At 67.3% G+C, this 21,775-nt stretch carries 20 protein-coding genes and 1 tRNA gene; 5 read left to right on the top strand and 16 right to left on the bottom strand.

Going from position 1 to position 21,775, the window contains the following annotated elements; translation table 11 throughout:
- Positions 1–125: 125 nt before the first annotated feature.
- Positions 126–614 carry a YajQ family cyclic di-GMP-binding protein gene (locus ACWC24_RS12540; protein ID WP_450662764.1) on the bottom strand — a complete coding sequence of 163 codons (489 nt, stop codon included), beginning with the start codon at positions 612–614 and terminating at the stop codon, positions 126–128.
- A 234-nt stretch (positions 615–848) separates the two neighbouring features.
- Here ACWC24_RS12540 and ACWC24_RS12535 point away from each other — a divergent pair.
- Positions 849–930: transfer RNA gene (locus ACWC24_RS12535), tRNA-Tyr, on the top strand.
- A gap of 151 nt (positions 931–1,081) precedes the next feature.
- On the opposite strand, the gene ACWC24_RS12530 is transcribed toward ACWC24_RS12535, so the two are convergent.
- The 13 genes from ACWC24_RS12530 to ACWC24_RS12470 form a co-directional block, all read right to left on the bottom strand.
- Entirely contained in the window at positions 1,082–2,446 is a 1,365-nt protein-coding gene (locus ACWC24_RS12530; RefSeq protein WP_450662763.1) for a tyrosine-type recombinase/integrase, read from the bottom strand.
- Positions 2,443–2,652 (bottom strand): helix-turn-helix transcriptional regulator, encoded by a 210-nt coding sequence (locus ACWC24_RS12525; RefSeq protein ID WP_450662762.1) that lies wholly within the window; start codon positions 2,650–2,652, stop codon positions 2,443–2,445. Before ACWC24_RS12525 ends, ACWC24_RS12530 begins: the two co-directional genes overlap by 4 nt.
- 160 nt (positions 2,653–2,812) lie before the next feature.
- A complete protein-coding gene (locus ACWC24_RS12520) occupies positions 2,813–4,234 on the bottom strand; it encodes a DNA primase family protein (RefSeq protein ID WP_450662761.1) in 1,422 nt (473 codons plus the stop codon).
- Between the two features lie 343 nt (positions 4,235–4,577).
- Positions 4,578–5,498 carry a bifunctional DNA primase/polymerase gene (locus ACWC24_RS12515; protein WP_450662760.1) on the bottom strand — a complete coding sequence of 307 codons (921 nt, stop codon included), beginning with the start codon at positions 5,496–5,498 and terminating at the stop codon, positions 4,578–4,580.
- Complete coding sequence (locus ACWC24_RS12510) at positions 5,495–6,181, bottom strand: SAM-dependent methyltransferase (RefSeq protein ID WP_450662759.1); 687 nt, start codon at positions 6,179–6,181, stop codon at positions 5,495–5,497. Before ACWC24_RS12510 ends, ACWC24_RS12515 begins: the two co-directional genes overlap by 4 nt.
- Before the next feature lie 89 nt (positions 6,182–6,270).
- Positions 6,271–6,582, bottom strand: a complete 312-nt coding sequence (locus tag ACWC24_RS12505) for a hypothetical protein (protein WP_450662758.1) — start codon at positions 6,580–6,582, stop codon at positions 6,271–6,273.
- Between the two features lie 171 nt (positions 6,583–6,753).
- Complete coding sequence (gene traB, locus ACWC24_RS12500; RefSeq protein WP_450662757.1) at positions 6,754–8,802, bottom strand: plasmid transfer protein TraB; 2,049 nt, start codon at positions 8,800–8,802, stop codon at positions 6,754–6,756.
- Between the two features lie 14 nt (positions 8,803–8,816).
- Positions 8,817–9,383, bottom strand: a complete 567-nt coding sequence (traA, locus tag ACWC24_RS12495; RefSeq protein ID WP_450662756.1) for a plasmid transfer protein TraA — start codon at positions 9,381–9,383, stop codon at positions 8,817–8,819.
- Between the two features lie 19 nt (positions 9,384–9,402).
- Complete coding sequence (locus tag ACWC24_RS12490; protein ID WP_450662755.1) at positions 9,403–9,900, bottom strand: hypothetical protein; 498 nt, start codon at positions 9,898–9,900, stop codon at positions 9,403–9,405.
- Between the two features lie 35 nt (positions 9,901–9,935).
- A complete protein-coding gene (locus ACWC24_RS12485) occupies positions 9,936–10,319 on the bottom strand; it encodes an RRQRL motif-containing zinc-binding protein (protein WP_450662754.1) in 384 nt (127 codons plus the stop codon).
- On the bottom strand, positions 10,319–11,176 hold the full coding sequence (locus ACWC24_RS12480; protein WP_450662753.1) for a hypothetical protein: 858 nt from the start codon (positions 11,174–11,176) through the stop codon (positions 10,319–10,321). Before ACWC24_RS12480 ends, ACWC24_RS12485 begins: the two co-directional genes overlap by 1 nt.
- Complete coding sequence (locus ACWC24_RS12475; RefSeq protein ID WP_450662752.1) at positions 11,173–11,487, bottom strand: hypothetical protein; 315 nt, start codon at positions 11,485–11,487, stop codon at positions 11,173–11,175. Before ACWC24_RS12475 ends, ACWC24_RS12480 begins: the two co-directional genes overlap by 4 nt.
- Positions 11,484–11,747 (bottom strand): DUF6284 family protein, encoded by a 264-nt coding sequence (locus ACWC24_RS12470; protein ID WP_450662751.1) that lies wholly within the window; start codon positions 11,745–11,747, stop codon positions 11,484–11,486. The genes ACWC24_RS12475 and ACWC24_RS12470 overlap by 4 nt, the downstream gene beginning before the upstream one ends.
- Before the next feature lie 422 nt (positions 11,748–12,169).
- Between ACWC24_RS12470 and ACWC24_RS12465 the strand changes: the two genes are divergently transcribed.
- Both ACWC24_RS12465 and ACWC24_RS12460 read left to right on the top strand, forming a co-directional pair.
- Entirely contained in the window at positions 12,170–12,925 is a 756-nt protein-coding gene (locus ACWC24_RS12465) for a GntR family transcriptional regulator (RefSeq protein WP_450662750.1), read from the top strand.
- The gene (locus ACWC24_RS12460; protein WP_450662749.1) at positions 12,922–13,599 is read left to right on the top strand and encodes an AAA family ATPase; all 678 of its coding nucleotides are present in this window, start codon (positions 12,922–12,924) and stop codon (positions 13,597–13,599) included. The genes ACWC24_RS12465 and ACWC24_RS12460 overlap by 4 nt, the downstream gene beginning before the upstream one ends.
- A 110-nt stretch (positions 13,600–13,709) precedes the next feature.
- On the opposite strand, the gene ACWC24_RS12455 is transcribed toward ACWC24_RS12460, so the two are convergent.
- Positions 13,710–15,827 carry a P-loop ATPase, Sll1717 family gene (locus ACWC24_RS12455; RefSeq protein ID WP_450662748.1) on the bottom strand — a complete coding sequence of 706 codons (2,118 nt, stop codon included), beginning with the start codon at positions 15,825–15,827 and terminating at the stop codon, positions 13,710–13,712.
- A gap of 561 nt (positions 15,828–16,388) precedes the next feature.
- On the opposite strand from ACWC24_RS12455, the gene ACWC24_RS12450 reads away from it, so the two are divergent.
- Positions 16,389–16,616 carry a DUF6233 domain-containing protein gene (locus tag ACWC24_RS12450; RefSeq protein WP_450662770.1) on the top strand — a complete coding sequence of 76 codons (228 nt, stop codon included), beginning with the start codon at positions 16,389–16,391 and terminating at the stop codon, positions 16,614–16,616.
- Positions 16,617–16,705: 89 nt separating this feature from the next.
- Here ACWC24_RS12450 and ACWC24_RS12445 read toward each other — a convergent pair whose 3' ends face one another.
- Entirely contained in the window at positions 16,706–20,179 is a 3,474-nt protein-coding gene (locus tag ACWC24_RS12445) for a hypothetical protein (protein ID WP_450662747.1), read from the bottom strand.
- Between the two features lie 279 nt (positions 20,180–20,458).
- On the opposite strand from ACWC24_RS12445, the gene ACWC24_RS12440 reads away from it, so the two are divergent.
- A complete protein-coding gene (locus ACWC24_RS12440) occupies positions 20,459–21,655 on the top strand; it encodes a restriction endonuclease (protein ID WP_450662746.1) in 1,197 nt (398 codons plus the stop codon).
- Positions 21,656–21,775 lie beyond the last annotated feature (120 nt).

Raw genomic sequence — 21,775 nt, 5'->3', positions numbered from 1 at the left:
GCGCGGTGATCAACCACGTGCTCACCGAGGAGAAGGACTTCCGGGAGTACGTCCTCGCCTACACCAACGCCGCCTCGATCGTCAGCGAGGCCACCCCTCCCTCGCGCGTGTCCGACGCGCCGGAACTACCGGTAGTTCACGAACTGAAGCGCGAAGTCGAGGTCCTTGCCCTTCAACAGGGCGATGATGGCCTGGAGGTCGTCACGGCTCTTGGAGCTGACGCGCAGTTCGTCGCCCTGCACCTGGGCCTTCACACCCTTCGGACCCTCGTCGCGGATGATCTTCGCCACCTTCTTGGCGTTCTCCTGGGAGATGCCCTCCTCGATGGAGGCGAAGATCTTGTACTCCTTGCCGGAGAGCTGCGGCTCGCCCGCGTCCAGCGCCTTGAGCGAGATGCCCCGCTTGACCAGCTTGGTCTCGAAGACGTCGAGGACGGCCTTCACCCGGTCCTCGGAGTTCGCCTCCATCAGGATCTTCTCGCCGGACCACGAGATCGAGGCACCCACGCCCTTGAAGTCGTAGCGCTGCGAGATCTCCTTGGCGGTCTGGTTGAGGGCGTTGTCGACCTCCTGCCGCTCGACCTTCGAGACGATGTCGAAACTGGAGTCGGCCATGTCCTGTGGCTCCTTGTATCTGAGGGCGAATCGGGTCCGTACCGGCTGTGTACCGCCGTACACGGGGCTGCCGCCGAGCCCGCCGGGGATCGGGGCCGCATCCGCACCAGCCTAGCCACCCCGCCCCTCGCGAGTGGCGATCAATCGGGTGGCGAAGCACCCCTCCTCATCGGGTATTGTTTACGTCGTTGCCAGGGAACACCGCCGACAGGGGGTGTGAAGGGCAGCAACCCCGGCGGTGTGCCCGAGCGGCCAAAGGGAGCAGACTGTAAATCTGCCGGCTTCGCCTTCCCAGGTTCGAATCCTGGCGCCGCCACACGGGAACTAAGGGCCCGTGACCTGCTTAAAACCCAGGTCACGGGCCCTTAGTCATGCGGTCCGCCGATTGGCCTGCTGTCTCACACTGTCTCGCGTTCGAACGCCCCGTCTCGGGGTGTGTGGACGGGGCGTGGACGGGATCTCAGACCCTAGTCCTGCTGCTCCAGACGGGCGGAGATCTTGGCGTTCGCGGCCTCATCTCCGTCGTTCAAGAACTTGGCGTAGACCCGAAAGAGCACGGTGACGCTGTGGCCGGCGCGCAGGGCCACGAGTTGAGGTTCCACCCCGGAGCTGAGCCACGTGGACACGGCGGCATGGCGAAGATCATAAGGACGCTTGGCCAACGTCGAGCCGTACTCCTGCGCGGTCAGAGCACGCACCCGGGCTTCCGCCCAGACCTCGCCGTAGCCCGTGTCCTGGATGAGCCCGCCGCGCATGGTCCGAAAGAGCCGCCCGTCCGGAGCCGTGCCGTACGCGGTGACGTGCCACCGCAGCAGGCTGACCAACTCCGGGGGTATCGGCACATGCCGGACCGCCTTCCGCGGGCGGTGCTTCAGGCCCCGCTTGTCGTGCGGCTCGCCGCTGTCGGTCCACGCTGAGCCCGACCGGGGCCGTGTCTCCCTGAGCCGCAGCGTCCCCCACCCACGCCGCGGTAAGTCGCAGTCCTGGAGCCGCAGCCCAATGACTTCAGCCGGCCGCGCGGCGGCGTAGTACATGCAGCCGAAGAACCCCACGAGACGGCGACCGCGGGGGCTCTGAGCCCGTACAGCGTTCAGAAGCTTGGCCGCTTGGCCGGGGCCCGGCACGCATGCCGGGTCCACCTCCTCGACCACCTGCTCCGGTGCCTTCCACTTGATGCGAGTGAGCGGGTTGTCGGCGAGAAGTTCGGCTTCCACCGCGTATTCGAGGCTGTTGTAGAAGATCGCGCGCTTTCGGCTGATCGTTCCCGGGGCTGCGGTCTTACCGTCCAGCTTCTTCGAGATGGCGTTCAGGGCGGCCCGTACGAGAAGACGTTCCGAGAGCGCCGACGTGGGCAGCGACTTACGCTGGAACCAGTCCAGCACCTTGGCGACGTCGGCCGGGAGCTCCTCGCCCCACCGGTTTTTGTTGAATGCCCAACCGTAGAGAGCCGTGCGGATGACTCCCGCGTCCGGCATGCCCTTGGTGTCCTTCACGAACGTCGGCGTCACGGTCGCCATGGCTTCGGCCAGCGTGCGCCGCGTGGAGGCGGGGGAGTGGTCCCACTTTATCTCGATGTAGTTGCGGGCGTGCTCGTACCAGGAGATGTCCCGTTCTTTGGCGACCAGGGATTTCGGAAGCCCGTTGTCGACGTCGAACGGCTCGCCCTCGCGGGCCGCCGTGATGAGCTGGGCCCGGCGGCTCTCCGCCAGGCCCAGAGTAAGGAACGACTCCGAGTGAGGGCGTTCGCCAACCTTCCAACGGAGTTGGTAGGGCTTCCGATAGTCGCGCTTGCGGATGGCCCAGATCTTGACGGTGTAACTCCACTCGGTCACGCAGCCTCCATCTCGTCCTTGAAGGCGTCCAGCACGCTGCGGCGCACGCAGATGCGACCGGACGGAGTGCGGCGGGCCTCGGGGGTGAGGCCACGATCGCGCCAGCGGTACCAAGTGGGCCGGCTGATGCCGAGTTCTGTCAGAACGTCAGGCAGCGGGATCAACTCGTCTTTCGGGGTGCGACGACGACGGGTGGGCGTGCTCATGCGGCTGTCTCCTCGTGAGACTCGGTGAACTCGGCGCCAGGCAGGGCGGACCATGGCACCGAGTCGGTGAATGAGCGGCGGAGAAGTTGGACGGACATTGCTCTGAGTCGCGACTCATCGCGACTCAGAGCGGGTGCGAGGGGCTTTGAGTCGCGATGAGTCACGACTCAGGCAAATGTGGGTGGGACTGGTTGAGGGTGATCCCGGTGTAGGTGGCCACCTGCCGGCCGTAGGCGTCCCGGGGCCGCGTGCGGTTGAGTTGTGGCACGACGGAGAGCAGGTTGCGGCCGAACACCTGCTTCGTTCCGGGGCGGACGCCGTTGTCCTCGGACCACTCCCGCCAGACGGCCCACAGAGCGTCCACGGGCACGCTGCACGCGGGCCCGGTGGTGCAGCACTCGCGGATGAACGCACTGGTGGGCGAGGCGGTGTCCTGCATCGTGGTCACGGCCTCGCGGCTGGACGCCGGCTCGGTGATGCGGCCCGTGTGCTCCAGCCGGGCGAGTCCGTCGAGAGCCCAGTTGAGGATGCCGGGCATCTCGGCGGCGAGCCGGTCGAACAGAGTGGGGTCTTCCTTGCCGAGCCAGGACACGGTCATGCTGAGCAGCACGAAGCGGCGGGCGATGACCCCGGAGGAGTCGCCGAAGTGCGGCAGCTCGTTGGACAGGATCATCAGCCGGGTGGGGAGCTTGCCGGTCCACGGCTCCCGGTACTTCCGGTCGATGTCGATGGTGTCCTCACCGGAGATGGTGAGCAGCCGTTCGACGACTTGGCTGTTGTCGTTGCCGGACAGACGGGCGTCGGAGATGACCGCAAGCGGCTTTCCCAGCAGGGTCGACAGGCCGAAGTTCGTGCCGAGTCCGGCGAGGGTGGGCCCGGCGAGATTGTTCTTCCCGACCAGCTCTTTCAGCACGCGGGCGATGGTGCCCTTGCCGGAGCGGGACGGGCCGACCATGAGCAGGATCTTTTGCAGGTCGGTGCGGCCGGACAGCACGTAGCCGAACCAGTCCTGTACTGCCTGGATGGCGTCCGGGTCGTCGGGCCAGACCTCCCGCAGGAACCATGCCCACGTGGGCGCGGTCGCGGCTGGGTCGTAGGTGAAGGGGACGGACACGAGGTTGAAGAAACCGGGCGTGTGCGGCAGCAGCGCGCGGTCCCGGATCCTCAGCAGCCCGTTCGCGCACGCCACGATCAGCCCGCTGTCCCACTCGCTGGCGCCCTCGCCATCGATCCATGCGGGAGCGTCGGTGTCGGTGGGCAGGAGAGTGATGGAGCCGAGAGCATCGAGCAGGTTGCCGATCTTCGTCTTCGTGGGCGCCCAGTCGCGTTCCTCGGGCTCGCCGTCCTTGCCGGGAGCCCAGTAGATGGTGTGCTCAAGCCGCTCGTACATGGCTTTGCGGACCTGGGCGTCGTCCAGCTCCCGCCAGCAGGTGCCGTTCCATCGCATCCAGGACGCGCGCCAGCGCCGGCAGACGAGCTGTCCGTCCTCGGTCTGCCAGTCGGGCAGCAGACGGCGGGCGACGGCCAGGGGGTTGGACGGCGGCGGCAGTTCTTCGGTCTCGGGGGCGGGGCGGTCCGTCATGCTGTGTCCCGCCCTTCCAGTGGAGTGCGGAGCGGGCAGGTGTCTCGGTGGGCGCTGTGGTCGGCGATCAGCGCCAGGATGCGGGTACGGTCGAATGCCCGGCGGTCCCACCCGCACTCGCACCGGGACGACGCGCTGGGAGTGACGCCTCGAGGGGCGGTGATGCGCAGCCACGCGATGGGGAAGCGGCTGTCCGTCTGCTGCGGGCCAGGGCGAAGAGCACTGCGGACGCCCTTGCGGGCGGCGCCTTTCGGTTCGCCTACGGCTGGTGTGCCCACAAGCTGTGGAGCGTCCTGCGGCTGGCGGGAAGCCGGGGCGAGGCTCTTAGTAGGCGTGGGTTTGGTCATGCCGTCCGCCTGCCGGCCGGGTTGTGGGCGATGGACCAGTCCAGCCCGCGCCGGATGACGTCGTCGTAGTAGCGCTGGGACTGGGTGGCGTTGCCCGTCGCCGCCCTACTAAGAGCCTCCTCGACCTCCCCGCGGTCGAGCTCGCCGGATGCGATCAGCCGCCCCAGTGCTCGCGCGGCCCGCAGCAGCGTGGCGTTGCGGGCGCCGTCCGCAGCACGGGTGACGTTGTCCACCTCGCCGCGTAGCGCTGCCGCGGCATATCCCCTGCGGTTTTTCATGAAGGCCGCCATGGCATATTCGGGGCGCTGAGGGGGTTTCAGGGCGTCGTGCAGCCATGCGGGCAGGACGGCGGGCGGTCGGTCGTCGAGAACGGCATACGCCCCGTCGGGGGTGGTGCTGCCTGCGGCGACGACGTAGCCGCCCCACCCGCGGGTGTCGATCTTCTTCGCGAGCCGCCCGGCAGTGGAGTGCAGCCGGGCATCGGCGGGCTGGGTGAAGTACAGGTGCTCTCCGCCGCGTGCGGTCCGCACCCGGTAGGTGTCGGGGACGGTCTGTCCGGCGCGCTCGCAGAGCGCTGCAAAGTTGGCGGCGCCGTCAGGCGTTCCTTTCGGCTCTTGGGGCTTGAGCGTGTCGAGGTCGACCACGAGCAGCCCGGACGGGCCGGTCGCGATGCCTACGTTGTAGGGCTTTTGCGCCCACGCCGCGAGCAGCAGATCCCGGTTGGTGGTCGCGCGGTCCTCCGGCGTCTTGTGCCCGTTGGTGCAACGGCCGGTGCCGGGGCAGTACCGTTCGGCGTGGCCGGCTGGGCGCTTGTCCCCGGGGCGCAGGGGGATGACGTGCCAGTCCTGGCGTGCGGCCTTCAGTGCCGATGCGAGCAGGTTCAACCTGGCGCGGTCGGGGCTCAGGATCCCGTTCATGCCGCCGCCTGCGGTGCGCGGGAGGCCAGGAATGCTCGGCCGATGTATTCGGCGTAGGCGGGCGGGATGCACTCGCGGATGCCTTCGCGGGTCATCCACGGCACGTTCATGACGCGGCGGGCGAGGGGGACGCCGGAGAAGTTGCCGACGAACTGCCCGTAGTGGCCGGGCGGGACGGGGCGGCCCATCTTCGCCTGAGGGGCGGTGTGTGCGTGGTGTGCGGGCTGTCCGAGGGTGAAGCCACCGCCGGGCTCGAAGTGCCGGTGCCGGTAGGTCTCAAGCCCGAACATGACCCCGCACAGCACCACCGGGCTGCGGAGCTTGGGCAGGGCGCCCCGGACGTTCTCGATCACCCACGGACGCCCGGTTGCCTCAAGGGCGGCGCGGGTGGGGCCGATCAGGTCGGGGTGGATGTTGCCGTGCAGGCGCTGGCAGTCGCTGTCGAGTTGGCAGGGCGGTGAGGCGTGGATGAAGTCGAACTCTGCTCCGTGCTCGCGGATGAAGTCGACCGCGTCGCCCTGGATGAACGCGAAGGGGTAGAGCGGCTGCGGGTCCTTGTCGACGCCGACGACGTCGAACCCGGCGTCGCTGTAGCCCTTGCCTGCTCCGCCCTGTCGGCAGAACGTGTCCAGCAGACGCGGCCGTAAGCCGCGTACTCGCCGGATATCGGTGGGTTGGGTCATGCTGGATGTCTCCAGTTCCTTAGCCGGGTACTGGCTGGCAAGGGCGGCCCTGCGACTTTGGCGAGACGAGGGGGCCGCCCTTGGCGTAGCTAGCGGTCCTTGGTGCCGAAGAGCTTGAGGGTGATTCCGCCGATGCCGACGGGTCCGGTAGCGGCGGCGATGGCGGTCGCGGTGTGGACGGCGAAGTCGAGCAGGGCGAGGAACGCGGCGACGAGTCCGAAGACGCCGATGACTCCGGCGCCGGCGACGGCGATCGGGATCAGGTACTGGCGCAGCGGGCGGCCGGTCGGCTTCGTGGTGTGGACGACGATCACGACCGGGGCTCCGGTGGCCTGGGCGTGGCGGTAGGCGTCGGCGGGGATGTGCGGGGCGACGATCCCCGGCGGGTCGCGGTGCGGCATGACGGGGCTTCCTCTCGGGTGTGCCGCAGGCCCGTGTCGGTGTGTGGCGCGGGCCCGTACGGATGGGGTGTCAGGCGTGGATGTGGGTGTGTCAGGCAGGGGTGTCACGGGTTTCTGACAGTGGGTTTGCCTAAGGGTTTGGGTGTCAGGGGGCCGTGACGGTGTCAGATGTCAGGCGGCTGTCAGGGTGGGGACGATGCGCCATCGGCCGGTGGTGTTCGTCGCCTGCAAGCGGCCGTCTTCGGCTGCTTCCTTGAGCCGGGCGGAGACCCACGGGCGGGACAGGCCGTGCCGGTCGCACCAGTCCATGAAGTCCTTCGGGCCGACGATCATCTGTCCGTCGTTCTCGAACTCGGCGAGCGCGTCGGCGAACAGCCGGCGGGCTTCCTCCGGCGACGGCTTGCGGCCGGAGCCCTGTCCGAAGATCGGGGCGTCGTCGCCGTCGCTCGGGCCGGGCAGATCTGCCTCGGGGTCGATGTTGGCGTCCTCGGGGTCGATGAACAGTCCGCCTTGGTCCATGTCGTCCTCCCCCTGCACGACCGAGAGCTGAGCCGGCCCGGTGGTGTTCTCGCCGGTACGGCCGGTGTAGGCGCGGCCCGCGATCTGCGCTGCTGCGGTCGCGGTGATGGGGTCGGCGGTGGCGCCGTTGCGCTGTGCCCATGTGGCGAGGGCTTCCATGATGGGGGTGGCGTGGTGGGTGAAGGCGCGGGTGCGGCCCGGGGAGGGGTAGCGGTCCTCGGGGATGCCGGGCGAGACGGCGTAGCAGTAGCCGGGGCGGCGGTTGCCCCATGCTCCGGGGTGGGCGCCGGCGTCGATGACCGTCTCGGGAAGGGAGAATCCTTCGTCGCGCGGGTCGCAGCCCAGTGCGATCACGGACGGCAGCGATGCCCGCGTGCTGGTGGACATCTGGTCGTAGGAGGGGCGCTGAAGCGAGACGATCAGCGAGATACCCGCCGATCGGGCTTCCTGCGCGATCCCGGTGAACGCATCGTCCCCGAGGGCGCGCAGGGTGCTGGCGGCTTCCTCCATCCACGCGACCAGGAACGGCATGCCGGCGCATCCGCAAGCTGTGCCGTCGGGGCGGCAGGAGTGTTCGGGGCTGTTCTGCGGCTGTGTACAGGCGGGGACCCACTGCCGGTAGCGGTGGGCACCCAGCCACCGCGTCCGCGCGGGGATGGTTGCCTGGAGGGCTTCGACCATGACTTCGGTGGGGGTTCCGCCCTCGACGGCCCAGTCGATGCCGGGCAGTAGCGGGCGGAAGTCCTGGAAGGCTTTCGGGTCGGACAGCCACAGGATCACGTCCGTGCGGGACAGGATCTCCGTTTGCAGGTTCAGGGCGGTGTCGCCCTTGCCGGATCCTGTGCCGCCCGCGATGAGGACGTGGGTGGAGTTCCGTCCGGTGTCCGGGTCGCCGGGCAGCCACACGACCATGGGGGCGCCGTCGTCGTAGCGGCCGATGAGCAGCGGTTCGGCGATCGAACCCCCGAGGTTCGACGGTCCGTCCCACTCGACCACCTCGGACAGCATGTCCTCGGGGACGATGACCAGCTCTCCGCGGCGGGAGGATCCCGGATCCGGGGTGTAGCGGACGGCAGAGGTTGGCAGGTCGAGCGCGGACGCGATCCGCCCCAACGCTTTGGAGACGTCCTCGTTGGTCTGCTCACCGGCTTCGACGGCGAGCGGCGCGGTGACCCGGTTGGGCTCCACCTTTGCCGCACCGATCTGCGCCCGCGCCAATCCGACCTTCTCCAACAGGCCCTTGTCGCCGGATCCGCCGGCCGGGTCGGTGTTGTGGCGCAGGACCATACGGATGTTCCACGACAGCGCCAGGACCGGGCCGCCCATCAGGTACATGTCGTCGATCGGGCCCGCAGTCGGTCCGGCCAGGCAGGCGGCGGTGATCCAGGCGGAGCCTGCGGCGACGGTGATGGCGGAGTGCAGCCGACGCTGCTGGCTGGTCGGCTTGCCCGCCCACCACGTCACCCCGGTCAGCGCGACGGAGGCGAGGGTGAGGCCGACGCCGGCGGCGGCGCTTTCACCCCAGCGTGCGTTGCCGAGTGCGCCCGCTATGCCGGTGGCGCCCCAGGTCAGCCACGGCGGAAGGTGCGGCTTCGCCCGGTGCAGCAGATACGCCCCGACCCCACCACCGCTGCCGTCCGTACCGCGGCCCAACCGGATGTCATGCAGTTCAGCGAGCTGTGGTTCGTTGTAGCGCCCCATCAGGGTTCTCCCTTCTACTGCTGGGCCCAGTTCATGACCGGCTGCTGCGGCCTGCGGGCACGGTGGCGGACGCGGTTGATCTCTTCCTCGAACTCCTGCTGGAAGACCGAGTAGCAGGCCGCGGCATTCTTCGCCGCGTCCCGCAGCGCGTCGGCGGAGCGCTGCATTTTGCGGGCGACCTTCTGCGCCCGGATCCGGGAGCCGAACGCACGCCCTTGCGGGTCCGGCACCGCGGCCAGCACGCCCTTGAAGATCTCCGCACCCATGGCCACCTCGATGGACAGCGTCACGGCGGCGGCGCGCAGGGTGTTGCAGTAGTTCCGCACCTGCGCGGGGGAGGTGAAGTCCGGTGCGGGCAGCAGCGATTCGGCGTGCGTACGGCCCCCACCCGCGCTGCGGGCGGTGTTCTTGGTGTTGTTCACGGTGACGTTGATCGGGGGGACCATCGAGCCGCCCAGCGCGCCGACGAACCCGCCCGCGGCGGCGCCGACGTTGGCGAACTTGTTCGGCTTGTTCGACGGACGATTGCCGTTGCTGTTGGTCGGCTGGGTCCTGCGCTGGCCGTTGGTGTTCTGTGCCATCAGGCTCTGTCTCCTCGGGTCAGTGGGTGCGGCGGACGATGAGCCAGGCGGTCTGGGCGGCGATCAGGATGAGCAGCCACAGCAGCTCGAGCGAGCCGGCGAGCGGTCCGAAGCCGGCCGCGAGGGCGAGCCAGGACGATGCGACGGTGACGAGGGTGGCCAGGCCGATGCGCCAGGCCAGCACCGAACCCGTGGCGGGACGGCGGCGCTGCATGAACAGCACCCACCCGGCGGGCGCGACGGCGAGCGGGGCGAGCAGCAGGCCCGACCACCACGCCATCGTGTGCAGCAGCGCGGCCACGACGAACGCGAGCAGCGCGAAGGCGGTGGGGGCGAGCGCGCGGCGCGAGCGCCACAGCAGCCCGCCCAACGCGGCAGCGGCCTCGCTGGCGAGGGAGGGACGTTCGGGGACCACGACGACGAAGGGTTCGGAGCGGCGCCCGCGCTGACGCGGGACGCGGACGGTGTGGACGCTGGCCGCGGACTTTACGCCGCGGGCACCGGTACGACTGGACACAGCAGAGCTCCCGGAAGGGTTGAAGGGCGGGAAGTTCAGGCGGCGCGCTGTTCTTCGGCGGCCAGGCACACGCCGCAGATGCCGTGCCGGGTCGACACGCAGTACCCGGTATCGAGCCGGCAGCGTGGGCAGGTGCGGCGGGCGAGCATCGCCAACGCCAGGGCGCCCCACTTGCGGGACGTCATCGGACGGACCGGCAGGGCCAGGTCCTCGCGGTAGAGGTAGGCCACCCGGGGCGTGTTGTGGCGCCGGTTGATCACCATGAGCTGAGCGGCGACCGGTTGTCCGCCGGGCCGTAAGCCGCGGGCGCGGAGCTGGCGGCGGGTGGCGTAGCCGTCGGGGGCCATGCGCCACGGGTAGGTGGGTATGCCGTAGCGGGTGCCGGTGGGGTCGAAGCAGCGGCTGTAGGCGGTCGGCATCAGTGCCCGCCCCCGCTCGTCAGTGCCAGCGGTTTCGGCTCGTTGGCGCTCTCGGTGAGCCGGGCGTAGACGCTCTGGACGTACGAGGGTGAACGGGTGGACTTCCGGGCGGCCGTCCGGATGGACTCCCCCATCGTCCAACACACGCGGATGACGTTCAGGGCCTGTTCGGTGGACAGCCGCTCCACCTCCCGCCCACTCTCGCCCGAAGGTGCCGGGCGGGCCGGCAGTGCGGGGGTGAACACCTGCTGTGCACCGCAGATGACCAGCGACGACCGTTCAGGAACGGGCCGTCCGGACACGGCGGCAGGCGCCGGGGCGGACGGGGTGGACGGTGTGGCGGGCGCGGTGGTGTTCACCTCGGTGGTGGGGGTGTCCACCTGATCGCGCAGGACGGCGATCCGGTCGAGGATTGCGCGCCGGTAGTGCGTGATCGCCTCGGCGAGAACGATCAGCAGGACAGGCGGGATGGAGTGCAGGACCAGTCCTGCGGGGTCCACCTGCCGGGGTACCCCGAATGCAGCACCGTCCGGCCACAGGGAGTCCCAGCAGTTCATGAGCCAGGTCCCCAGACCGGCGAACCAGCGCAGCGCACTCGCCCACCCCGAGGGGTGCACGCCGTGTTCCGACAGCCGTCCGTCCACGATCAGCACCGCCCCGAGAGCGACGGCGACCATGGGGTCGAGCAGCCACGCGATCCACACCGAGATGTGGTGGTCGATGGCGAATAGCGTCACGTTCGTCGCCGTGAACGCCAACGCCACCACCGCGACCGCCACCAGCACCCGGGTCAGGTTCGTCTGGAGTGCTTGCAGCGCGGCGATCTGCGCGGCCGGGCGTGACTCCCGCCGGCTCACGCCGCACCCCGCAGGGTCTCCGCGGCCGGGGTGTAGATGGCGTAGACGTGGAAGTCGACGCCGAACGCGCGGGTCGTGAACTCCAGCGACGGCCGGTCCCCGATCCGGTCCGCGACGACGCGGCCCGGGTCGACGGCCAGCGCCTCCCGCCACGCCTCCAGCGCGGCCGGGCTGTCGAGCTGCACGCTCAGCTCCCGCGGCGAGTGCCGGCTGACCGTGAGGTAAGCGGCAGGCAGACCAGGGCGGGTGGCGGCGAGACCGGCCAGGCAGGTGAAGACGGCCGACTGATCGGCCAGCGTCGCGGTGCTCACGCGCCCACCTCCGTGGCCGGGGTGGCGAGGTTGGCCAGCTCCAGCCGCGCGGCCAGCGCCCGACGACGGGCCCTGCGCAGCCGGCGCGCGTCCAGCTCGTTCGGGACGCGGTCGAGGGTGACGATGTAGGCGTCTAACAGCTCGACGTCCGCGAGGATGACCGGCATCTCGGTCTCGATGGCGTCAAGTTCCGCGTCTGTCGGCTCCAGCCCATCGGCGAACGCGGTAACAGCATCCTGAACAGTGACGATGTGGCTCATTGGGTCGTGGTCTCCCTTGCAGGTGGAACGGCCCGAACAGCGGCCTCGGTGTTCCAGCACCGGGGCCGCGCGCCGTTTGAAGTCGGACGATCCGGCTCCCCGCACTCCCGCCCGTACGACCACCGCAGCGTGCGCGGGGACCGGACGGGCGGGAGAGGCAACCGGCCGCAGCCCACGTCGGACGCGCGCTGCGGATGAGTTGGAGTTGCGCGGGTCGTTCACCGCGCGGGCCGCCTTCTTGCCGTGAGGACAGGCGGTAGTTCCTCGGTCCACTGTTGAGTTCTCAAGCAACGCGGGCTCACTTCGTACTCACCCTCGCGGGCTTTCCTCCGGGCACATCCCTAAGGTTCCCTAGGGTTCCCTGCGGTGTCAAGCGGTAAGCTAGGGAACCTCAGGGAAGTGGCGAATGAGGAGCGAGCGACATGGCAGGCCAGGCCGACAATCGGGCCCCGTACGCGAAGATTGCCGCCCACTACACGGGGCTGATCGCCTCTGGACAGCTACAGCCAGGGACGCTCTTGCCGAGCATCAAGAACCTCGCGGAAGAGTGGAAAGTGAGCACCGCGACGGCCGAGAAGGCCCTGCGCAAGCTGCGCAACGAGGGTCTTGTTCGCGGCATCCACGGCATCGGAACTGAAGTTCTGGACCAGCCGGCGCCGATGTCTTCAGGGTCCCAGCGTCAGGACCGAGGGCGCCGCACCGGATCTAGCTGGGGAGCGGGTGAAAGGTCCGACTCGCACCAGGCGGCCGTGGTGACCGCGCCGGCTGAAGTAGCCCAAGCTCTGGACATTGAGCCCGGTTCCGACGTGATCCGCCGTAGCCGGGTGTACAGGGACCGACACGGCATCGTGGCGCACAGCACGTCTTGGATTCCGGTTCGCTACGGGAAGTTGATCCCCCAGCTAGCAGCTAGCGAGCGTCTGAACGGTACGTCGCTCGGGCTCATCGCCCAGGCGACCGGTTATCCGATCAGCCACCGCATCGACAGCGCCTCAGCCCGACTGCTGACACCGGAGTACGCGCGGCTCCTGGAACTGGACCCCGAGAACTTGCCGGCGGAACCAGTAGTCGTGATGACCGCAAAGTTCGTCGACAGCGAGGGCAACATCGTGGAGTACGGCGTGGACCTCGGAGGCCCCGGCCGTACCTGGCGCACCGAATCGGAGGTCACACCGTGACGGCTCTCGATGACACGCTCGCGAGTGTGGTCCAAGTCCGTCTAGATGCACTGCTCGCGGCCCGCCGGGCTGGCAGAATCACGCCCGACGCCGAAGCGGAGATGGCCACCATCTCCCGAACCCTGACGAGACCCATGTCGCCACGCCCACCGTTCTGTGTCCTGATGGCCGGACTCCCGGGGTCCGGCAAGACGACGTTGTCCCGCACTCTCACGGCGCGCGGGTTCGTACGGCTGTGTCCAGACGAAGAGATGTTTCGCCGACACGGCGTCTACGGGGTGGACTTCCCCCGAGGCGTCTTCCCCACCCTTGAGCGTCCGGTCCTGGAAGACGTAGCGGCCGACCTTCGGGAGCAACTCAAAGCGGGGCACGACGTCGTCGTTGACCACGGCTTTTGGACACCGGAGGATCGGGCGAGGTGGCGCGGCATTGCCATCGAGACTGGTGCTACGCCGGTGCTCGTGTACCTCGCAGCCAGTCACGATGAGCTGTGGGCGAGGGTCAGCAAGCGCAACGAATTCCACGCGAACGACCCCAACTCGATCTACTTCTCTGAGAGCGACCTGCAGCGGTACCGCACCCGGTTCATCCCACCGCAGATGGACGAACCACACCTTGTGTACGACGGCAATAGTGCGGCCGTGATTGCGGCTCTAGAAGCCTCGCAGCCCTGAAAGGAAGCGACGCCTTAACCTCGCACTCACGGTTTAGATCTGTCTGCGGAGGGCCCCGTCGATGCAGCGGGGCTTCGTGCGCTGCATCGACGGGGCTAACGGGCGATGATCTACCCGAGTTTGCGAGCTACACTGTCGTACTTATCCTGAATGTGATCCTCTTTGATTTTACCATTACGGGCCTGTCGTAGAAATACCATCAGGTCTTTTTCGTTCAGGGGCAGAACGAACTTGTTCTGCATTGCGATGCGTTTGATGTGGCCGTAATAGGCGGGCTTCATCTCGCCTCGAAATACTACGACAATGAATCCGCCGCTGAACTCATTGAGGTAGTAGCTCAACTGGTGAAAGTCGTCAGCGTGCAATTCTGTATAGTTCTTGCACTCCCAGATAACCTGAGTGGCCCCGTATCTGGTTCTCATCGCTTCCCAGAAACCGCCGCTTGCTCGGTTAGAAGCAATCCAGTCCCGCACGACCCGGCCATCGTGACTTCGGGATCTGGCTTCTACGTTCCCGAGGGCGCGAAAGAAGCAAAGACGAATTACGTCGCCGACAATCTCTTCGAAATCCTGCGCGCCGGCAGTGCCTAGTTTGATTTGCTTGATGTCATCCATAAGCATCTCGACATGGGCGACGTACTCGGTCCTGTCCACGCCTCCAGGCAGATCCTCAATCTTCCCAATTTTGCCAAACTCGGCGTCATCGGGAATGTCTCTAACCAGGCTGTCTTGGAGGTCGAGGGCATCCCAGTAACAGCGATGGATGACGACATCTGTGGCATTACTCACCGGGGGAGGGCTTGTGTCGAGCGGCCCTAGAGCACGGAACTTGGGGCTCTTTCCTGCTGCCCGGATACCAACGAATCCAATATCATAGAGAAGGCGGATAAATTTCTCAGGTGAGGCGTTGGCGGATAGCCACGTGCCGCAAAGTTGTACGACTTCTGGATCTTTCATCAGCTTTCTGATGAGATCCTCGATTGCGCCGAACGTAAAAGCGTTTCCGAGCCCGTAAAAACGGGAGAGCACGGTAGCCACCTGCGGGAAATTCTCTGAGTACTCATCCCCAAGGTCGCGGAACCGATTGTCGGAGAATCGACGTCGTGCCTGCTGGACGTCCTCAAGAAGGATTTTATCGTGGCCAGCACCCTGCGCGGCTTCCACTGCATTACTAGTGTAGATCAGAATGTCACGTGGTCGCCTCTGGCAATATTCAAGGACGTTGCTCCATGCCTCGTCTGGATGCTCGAAGAACGCCTGCCAGGTCGCACCACGCAGTCCGAACTTTGCTGTGAGATTCCGATTCAAGCGCTTTTCGATAACCTCCAGTAGTTGGCGTTCATTCCACTCCATTCCGACTACTGAGGTTTCGAGCCTTGAAGACTCTGTGTCGAGTCCACGCACGCGCTCATAAATGTTCTCGCGAAGGAAAATGATCGCGCGCGCCCAGGGGATCTGAGTGGAAATTTCCTGGCACGCGTGCATGAATGCGGTCAGGTAGACGAGCCCCTCGTCGCTCCCTTCCCAGTAGTCGTCGATACTGTCAATTAGTACTGTGTGGGTAGCGATCCCTTCAGCAGATAGTTGCTTCATCTCATCCGCAACCCGCTTGGCGATCTTATTTTCGGCCAGCCAGCGCTCGTCGTCGCCGTCAGCAAGGGCGCCACTAACTCGCGCAATGATTCTTAGGCAACGGAGGTCGAAATCCATGGCTGCATATTCATCAAGCTCATCTTGAATTTCGTTGGCTAGCCTGTCACGGCCAGGACGATCTTGAAGCCACATCGAAAGGATCTCTACCTGCAACGCTCTGCGGAAGGCAAACACGAGAGACCTGAATGGTTTACCTTTGACGTTCGTCAAGAGGTCGATCTCTTGCAGGGTTGAAGAGGGGCTGAAAATCTCCGGAACGATAACGCGTGTGGCGCCGCCATTTATTCCGCAGTATTTTCTGACGGCTGTCTTTCCAGTACCTCGCCGCCCTACAAAGAAGACCTTCTCGCTGTTCGGGTCTAGGGCGGCTTCAAGTGCCGGAGTGTGTACGTAGATACTCGGATCGCTCAGAGCGGCGTCATACTCGGCGAACGACTGTCCAATATTGATACGTTTAATGGCATCTTTCGGGAGGCGAAGGCCAGCCGGCGGCTGTGGCGCTTCCCGCGCAGGGGGGATAGCTGGTTCAGGCGCTACGGAAGACTTGGACTCTCTGCCCCTTTTGCGACGAACCATGGCAGCTCCCCAGACCAACGGTGATCGATTCGTACCATAGTGCCCGAGTCGCTAAGTGCGTGTTCAAGGAACGGGCAAAAATCCAGCTCCTCTGGTCAGACATGGATTTGAGGATGGTCAGTACCAGCCTGCCCCCTGGGCAGGGTTCAATGCGTGGATCGAGAGGCACCCCGTGCGCTTCTGTAGACGAGCAAACGCCCGGATGCTTGCAGGTCAGTGCCTTCCTGAGAGGTGACTGCAAATCTCCACGGCGCCCGGACCGGCTGTCTTCTGGTTGTGCGGGGGTGACCAGCGCCTACTGCTAATGGCTGGCAACGATCAGGAGGGCGCGGCAACCTGCCGCGCCCTCCTGATGCATCTGCCCAGCTCGAACGCGTGAGCGAGTTGCCTCCGGATCCTGTGCGCCTGCGGGTGATCCTGGCGCACCTCGACAAGCAGGTAGCCGACCATAAGGCCGTCGGTATCTACCTTCGCCTCCAGCGCAAGGCCGTCCAGGAGGCCCTCGCCCGCGCTGAGGCGCCGCTCCCGCGCCGCCCAGGCCGGCCAGCCAAGGGAGGAAAGATGCTTCCGCCCCTGGCCCAGACAAAGGCCCGGGTCGGGTTCGTCGTCCAGCAGAAGCGAACCCCGGACGGACTCGCGCCTGCCGTGATCCATGTCGACGACTGCACGATGATTGAGGGCACGCCCCACCCAGTCAGCGATCACGAGGCACGCGTCTCGCTGACCGATCCGAACATGGAGCCGTGCGCCTTCTGTCGGCCAGACACCGAGCTGGGCGTCCTCGATTAGGCGCTGCGAGGTCGGCGACCAGTCGCCTTCTTCGCTGTGGCCTTCTTGGCCAAAGTCTTGTTCTTCGGCAGTTCGCGCAAGCGTCAGAATCAATCGGGCATCACGCGAAGACTGTCCACATATACCGCGTCGGCGATTCGGATCACCTCCTGCGGATGTATCTTCGCCAGTACCGGCAGAGGTGTCAGCCATGACCCCAGCGCAAATGCCTCGCCCAACAAGTGATCAGCCCGTGGCAGACCAACTGCCTTTGCCACCCCTGTCAGCGCTTGGGCCTGCTCGGACGGGTTGGTGATGGTGCGGGCAATCTGTTCGGCCCGCTCGTAGTCACCGGCCGCAGCCATCGCGCAAGCCACCCCGACCAGTACCCATGCCTGATTGAACCGGTTGGTATTGGTGTGGGCGATCTGCTCGGCATCTGTCACCATTTTACGGGCCCGCTCGTGGTCACCGGCCGAAGCCACCGCCCCAGCCACGTCGGCCAGCGCACGGGCTTGCTGGGACGGGTCGGTGATGGTGCGGGCGATCTGCTCGGCGTCTGTGGCCATTGCACGGGCCCGCTCATGGTCGCCGGCCGCAGCCACCGCCCCAGCCAGCCCTGTCAGCGCTTGGGCCTGCTCGAGCGGTTCGGTGATGGTGCGGGCGATCTGTTCGGCCCGCTGGTGGTCACCGGCCGCAGCCACCGCCTCAACCAGCCCTGTCAGCAATTCGGCCTGCTGGGACGGGTCGGTGATGGTGCGGACGATCTGCTCGGCGTCTGTGGCCATTGCACGGGCCCGCTCGTAGTCACCGGCCGCAGCCGCCGCCCCAGCCACGTCGGCCAGCGCGAATGCTTGCTCGTCCGGGTCGGTGATGGTGCGGGCGATCTGCTCGGCGTCTGTGGCCATTGCACGGGCCCGCTCATGGTCGCCGGCCGCAGCCACCGCCTCAACCAGCCCTGTCAGCAATTCGGCCTGCTGGGACGGGTCGGTGATGGTGCGGGCGATCTGCTCGGCGTCTGTGGCCATTGCACGGGCCCGCTCGTAGTCACCGGCCGCAGCCGCCGCCCCAGCCACGTCGGCCAGCGCATGGGCCTGACGGCTCGGGTCGGTGATGGTGCGGGCGATCTGTTCGGCCCGCTGGTGGTTACCGGCCGCAGCCGCCGCCCCAGCCACGTCGGCCAGCGCTTGGGCCTGCCAGTGCGGGTTGGTGATGGTGCGGGCGATCTGTTCGGCCCGCTCGTAGTCACCGGCCGCAGCCGCCGCCCCAGCCACGTCGGCCAGCGCTTGGGCCTGACGGCTCGGGTCGGTGATGGTGCGGACGATCTGCTCGGCGTCTGTGGCCATTGCACGGGCCCGCTCGTAGTCACCGGTCGCAGCTACCGCCCCAGCCACGTCGGCCAGTGCTTGGCCCTGCTCGAACGGGTTGGTGATGGTGCGGGCGATCTGTTCGGCCCGCTGGTGGTTACCGGTCGCAGCTACCGCCCCAGCCACGTCGGCCAGTGCTTGGCCCTGCTCGAACGGGTTGGTGAAGGTGCGGGCGATCTGTTCGGCCCGCTGGTGGTCACCGGCCGCAGCCACCGCCCCAGCCACCCTGACCATTACCCATTTGTTGGCGATGGTGCGGGCGATCTGCTCGGCGTCTGTGGCCATTGCACGGGCCCGCTCGTGGTCACCGGTCGCAGCTACCGCCCCAGCCACGTCGGCCAGCGCACGGACCTGCCAGTACGGGTCGGTGAAGGTGCGGGCGATCCGTTCGGCCCGCTGGTGGTCACCGGTCGCAGCTACCGCCCCAGCCACGTCGGCCAGCGCTTGGCCCTGCTCGAACGGGTCGGTGATGGTGCGGGCGATCTGTTCGGCCCGCTGGTGGTCACCGGCCGCAGCTACCGCCCCAGCCACGTCGACCAGCGCCCATGGGTGCTGGAACGGTTCGGTGATGGTGCGGGCGATCTGCTCGGCGTCTGTGGCCATTGCACGGGCCCGCTCGTGGTCACCGGTCGCAGCCACTGCCTCAACCACCCTGACCAGCGCACGGACCTGCTGGAGCGGGTTGGTGAGGGCATGGGCGAGCGCTTCGGCCCGGTTGGGTTGGCCGAGGGTGGTCCACACGGCGGGGAGTTCAGCGGGGATGTTGGCGTTGCGGGATTCGAGTTGGCTGCGGCGGTGGGACAGTCTGGCCAGGGCGTACAGGTCCGGTTCTGGGCTGGCCAGGAGCAGGTCTTGGCAGGTCTTGATCTCGGTGAGAGCTGCGGCGTCACCGCCGGAGAGGTCAAGCATCCGGTCGTGGCGTGCTGCGTCGATAGCCAGGGCGGCCAAGCGGTTGGTGTCGTTGGTGGTGGCCAGCATGCGGGAGTAGCCGGCCAGCAGGTATTCGGGAGTGTGTGGCGGCCACGGCGGCTGGCCGTCGGTGGGTGTGCGGTAGCTGTCGGCCCAGCTGTGCAGCCGATTGCGGTAGTGGGCCAGGCGGTCGTGGCCAAGGTAGTGGCAGGCGGCGTTGTGTAGTTCTTCGTGGCCGAGCAGGTATACCTGCGGTGCGTCGTCCGGTGACCAGGTGGCGAGTCGGCGGGTGAAGGTACGCCCGGCCACCGTGTGCAGTACCTCCTCCACGGTCACCAGGTCCGCACCGGTCAGTTCCCGCAGGTCGGTGCCGGACAGGCCGCCTCGGGCGGCGGTCAGCAGGCCCAGCAGATTCTGCTCGACGGGGCTGCCCTTGAGCAGGCGTTTGAGTTCGGACTGGCCGAGGCGTTGCAGATTCCGGGCGTGCAGGGAGTCGCCGAGCAGGCGGATGATGCCCGGGTCGTACAGCGGGTGCCAGTCGGGCACGTCATCAGGGATGGGCGGGTTGGGCCGTCCGGCGACGATGACCCGCATCCCTGCCGGGGGGCGGCCGGGCAGCAGCCCCGCGATGCTGTGCGCTCCCGGCCCGGTGGTCACGCCTCGGTCTTCGTCCAGCCCGTCCACGACCAGCGCCAGTCGGCCACCCTCCTGCTGACAGGCCGCCGCGGCCTGAGCAAGTAGATCCAGTAGAGCCGCCTCCCGGGCTGCCTCATCCCCGCCGAGCGGCAAGTCCAGGCCGAGCAAGGAACACAGTTGCTCGGTCAGCACGGTGGTGAACGCTTCCCTTGTGTCCTGCGAGGCCAGTCGGGCGGTGATGAAGAACGACACCAGCCGCACCCGGCCGGCAGAAAGCGCCTCAGGCGGGTTGAGCACGAAGGTGGACAGCAGCGCGGACTTACCCGCCCACGGCCCGGCCTGCCACCAGACATACGAACCGCGCTGCTCCTCCAGACAGAAGCCGGCCAGTTCGGCCAGCTCGGCGTCACGACCCAGCAACTGGGGTGGAGCAATCCGCTCCACCTGCCGTCGGTATGCCGAACTCATCGGCCGGGGCAGGGAAGCCGCCCGATGCGGCCACGCAGCCGCAGGCCGCAGCACTCCGTAGTAATGGTGATGGTGGTCGCCCTTGCCCGTGACCGGACCGGTGAACACACCATCGCGGAAATCGACGTGGTCCCCGCCCTCAGCGCCGTACTGCGCCTCCCCACCCGCCACTAACACCCCCTCGAACACGGTCGGATCCAGCATCCCGACCGTAGCCGCGCACCCACCCCGGCCACCGGCTGTTCGCGACACTGAGCAGACCTGGGAACAGACGCTGATTCCCCCAGGCGTCCCCCGGCAGCAGCACACAGGGGAAAACCTGCAGGTCACGGACAGGGGACTTAGCCCGCTGTAAAGCTGCCGGTTGGGGCGTACCTGACTGGTGGTGAGGTGTCACCAGTGGCCGTGCCGAGTTGGGGCCGGGCGGCGGCTGGTGGTGTTGTAGGTGTCTGGTAGACGTAGCCCGTGATCCCTTCTCCTCGCTTGGCTGAACTGGACGTTGCCTTTTCGAATCTCGGCGAAGCTGACCTGGTGGTCGATGCTGTCTATGCCGGCGGGGCTCTTGGCCACTCCGGCGATGACCCCATCGGCAAGCTGCTGCCCGGCACTGGCAACCAGGGCGGGTTTCGCTATGCAGGGTCCCCAGCGAAGGGAACAGTGCGCCTGGCGGTGCTGTACACCAGCGGCGGGGCGGTGGACTGGCCGGACCATCTGGACACCGAGACCGGCACCTTCACCTACTACGGCGACAACCGCACCCCGGGCAAAGGGCTGCATGAAACGCCGCGCAAAGGCAACGTGCTGCTGCGCGACGCCTTCGCACGCTCTCACGGGACAGCGCAGGAACGGGCAAGCGGTGTTCCGCCGTTCCTGCTGTTCGAGAAGGCTGCACCCGGCCGCGCGGTGCGCTTCCGCGGACTGCTCGCTCCCGGCGGGCCAACACTGGCGTCTGATGACGAACTCTCGGCTATCTGGCGTTCGACCGGTACGGAGCGGTTCCAGAACTACCGTTCCCGCTTCACCGTGCTGGATCAGGCGTGCATCCCCCGCGGCTGGATCCGGCACGTACTGGCCGGGGGCAGCCCTCTGGAGGGTGAGTGCCCGGAAGCCTGGCAGACCTGGGTCGAAAGCCGCGTCTACCGGCCTCTGCTCGCACCGGCCACGACAGTCATACGCTCAGCTGCCCAGCAGCTTCCCGGTGACCGGGTCGGCGAAGCCATGCTGGCGGAGATCCGGGAGTACTTCCGCGGGCGCGAGACAGACTTCGAGACATGTGCCGTGGCCATCTGGCGGCTGATCGCCCCGGCCACGGGGGACGTCGATGTGACGCGACCGAGCCGTGACGGCGGAAGAGACGCCGTCGGCTCATACATTCTGGGGCCGCCGGCGGCCTCGATCAGCATTGACTTCGCCCTGGAAGCCAAATGCTACGAACCCGGCAACAGCGTCGGTGTCCGGGAAGTCTCGCGGCTCATCTCCCGCATCCGGCACCGCAACTTCGGCGTGCTGGTGACCACATCGCACTTCAACCGCCAGGTGCAGAGCGAGGTGCATGAGGACGGGCACCCGATCGCGCTTGTCTGCGGCCGCGACATCACGGACGCGCTCAGGCAGCACGGCAGGAACACGCCTGAAGCAGTCCGTGAATGGCTGCGGCAGAGCTTTCCTCACGCCCAGTAGAGGCCCGCGCCGTCGCAGCTGAAGCCTCCCGCGCGCTTCAACAGTCCTCCCACAGTGACCGCGTCTTGCACCAGCGCCCGGGCAGGCAGTCGCAGTACTTCTGGCGGCTGCCTGCCCGGG

It is taken from the genome of Streptomyces sp. NPDC001443, assembly GCF_053597355.1.
This window is presented reverse-complemented; position numbering and strand designations above follow the sequence as displayed.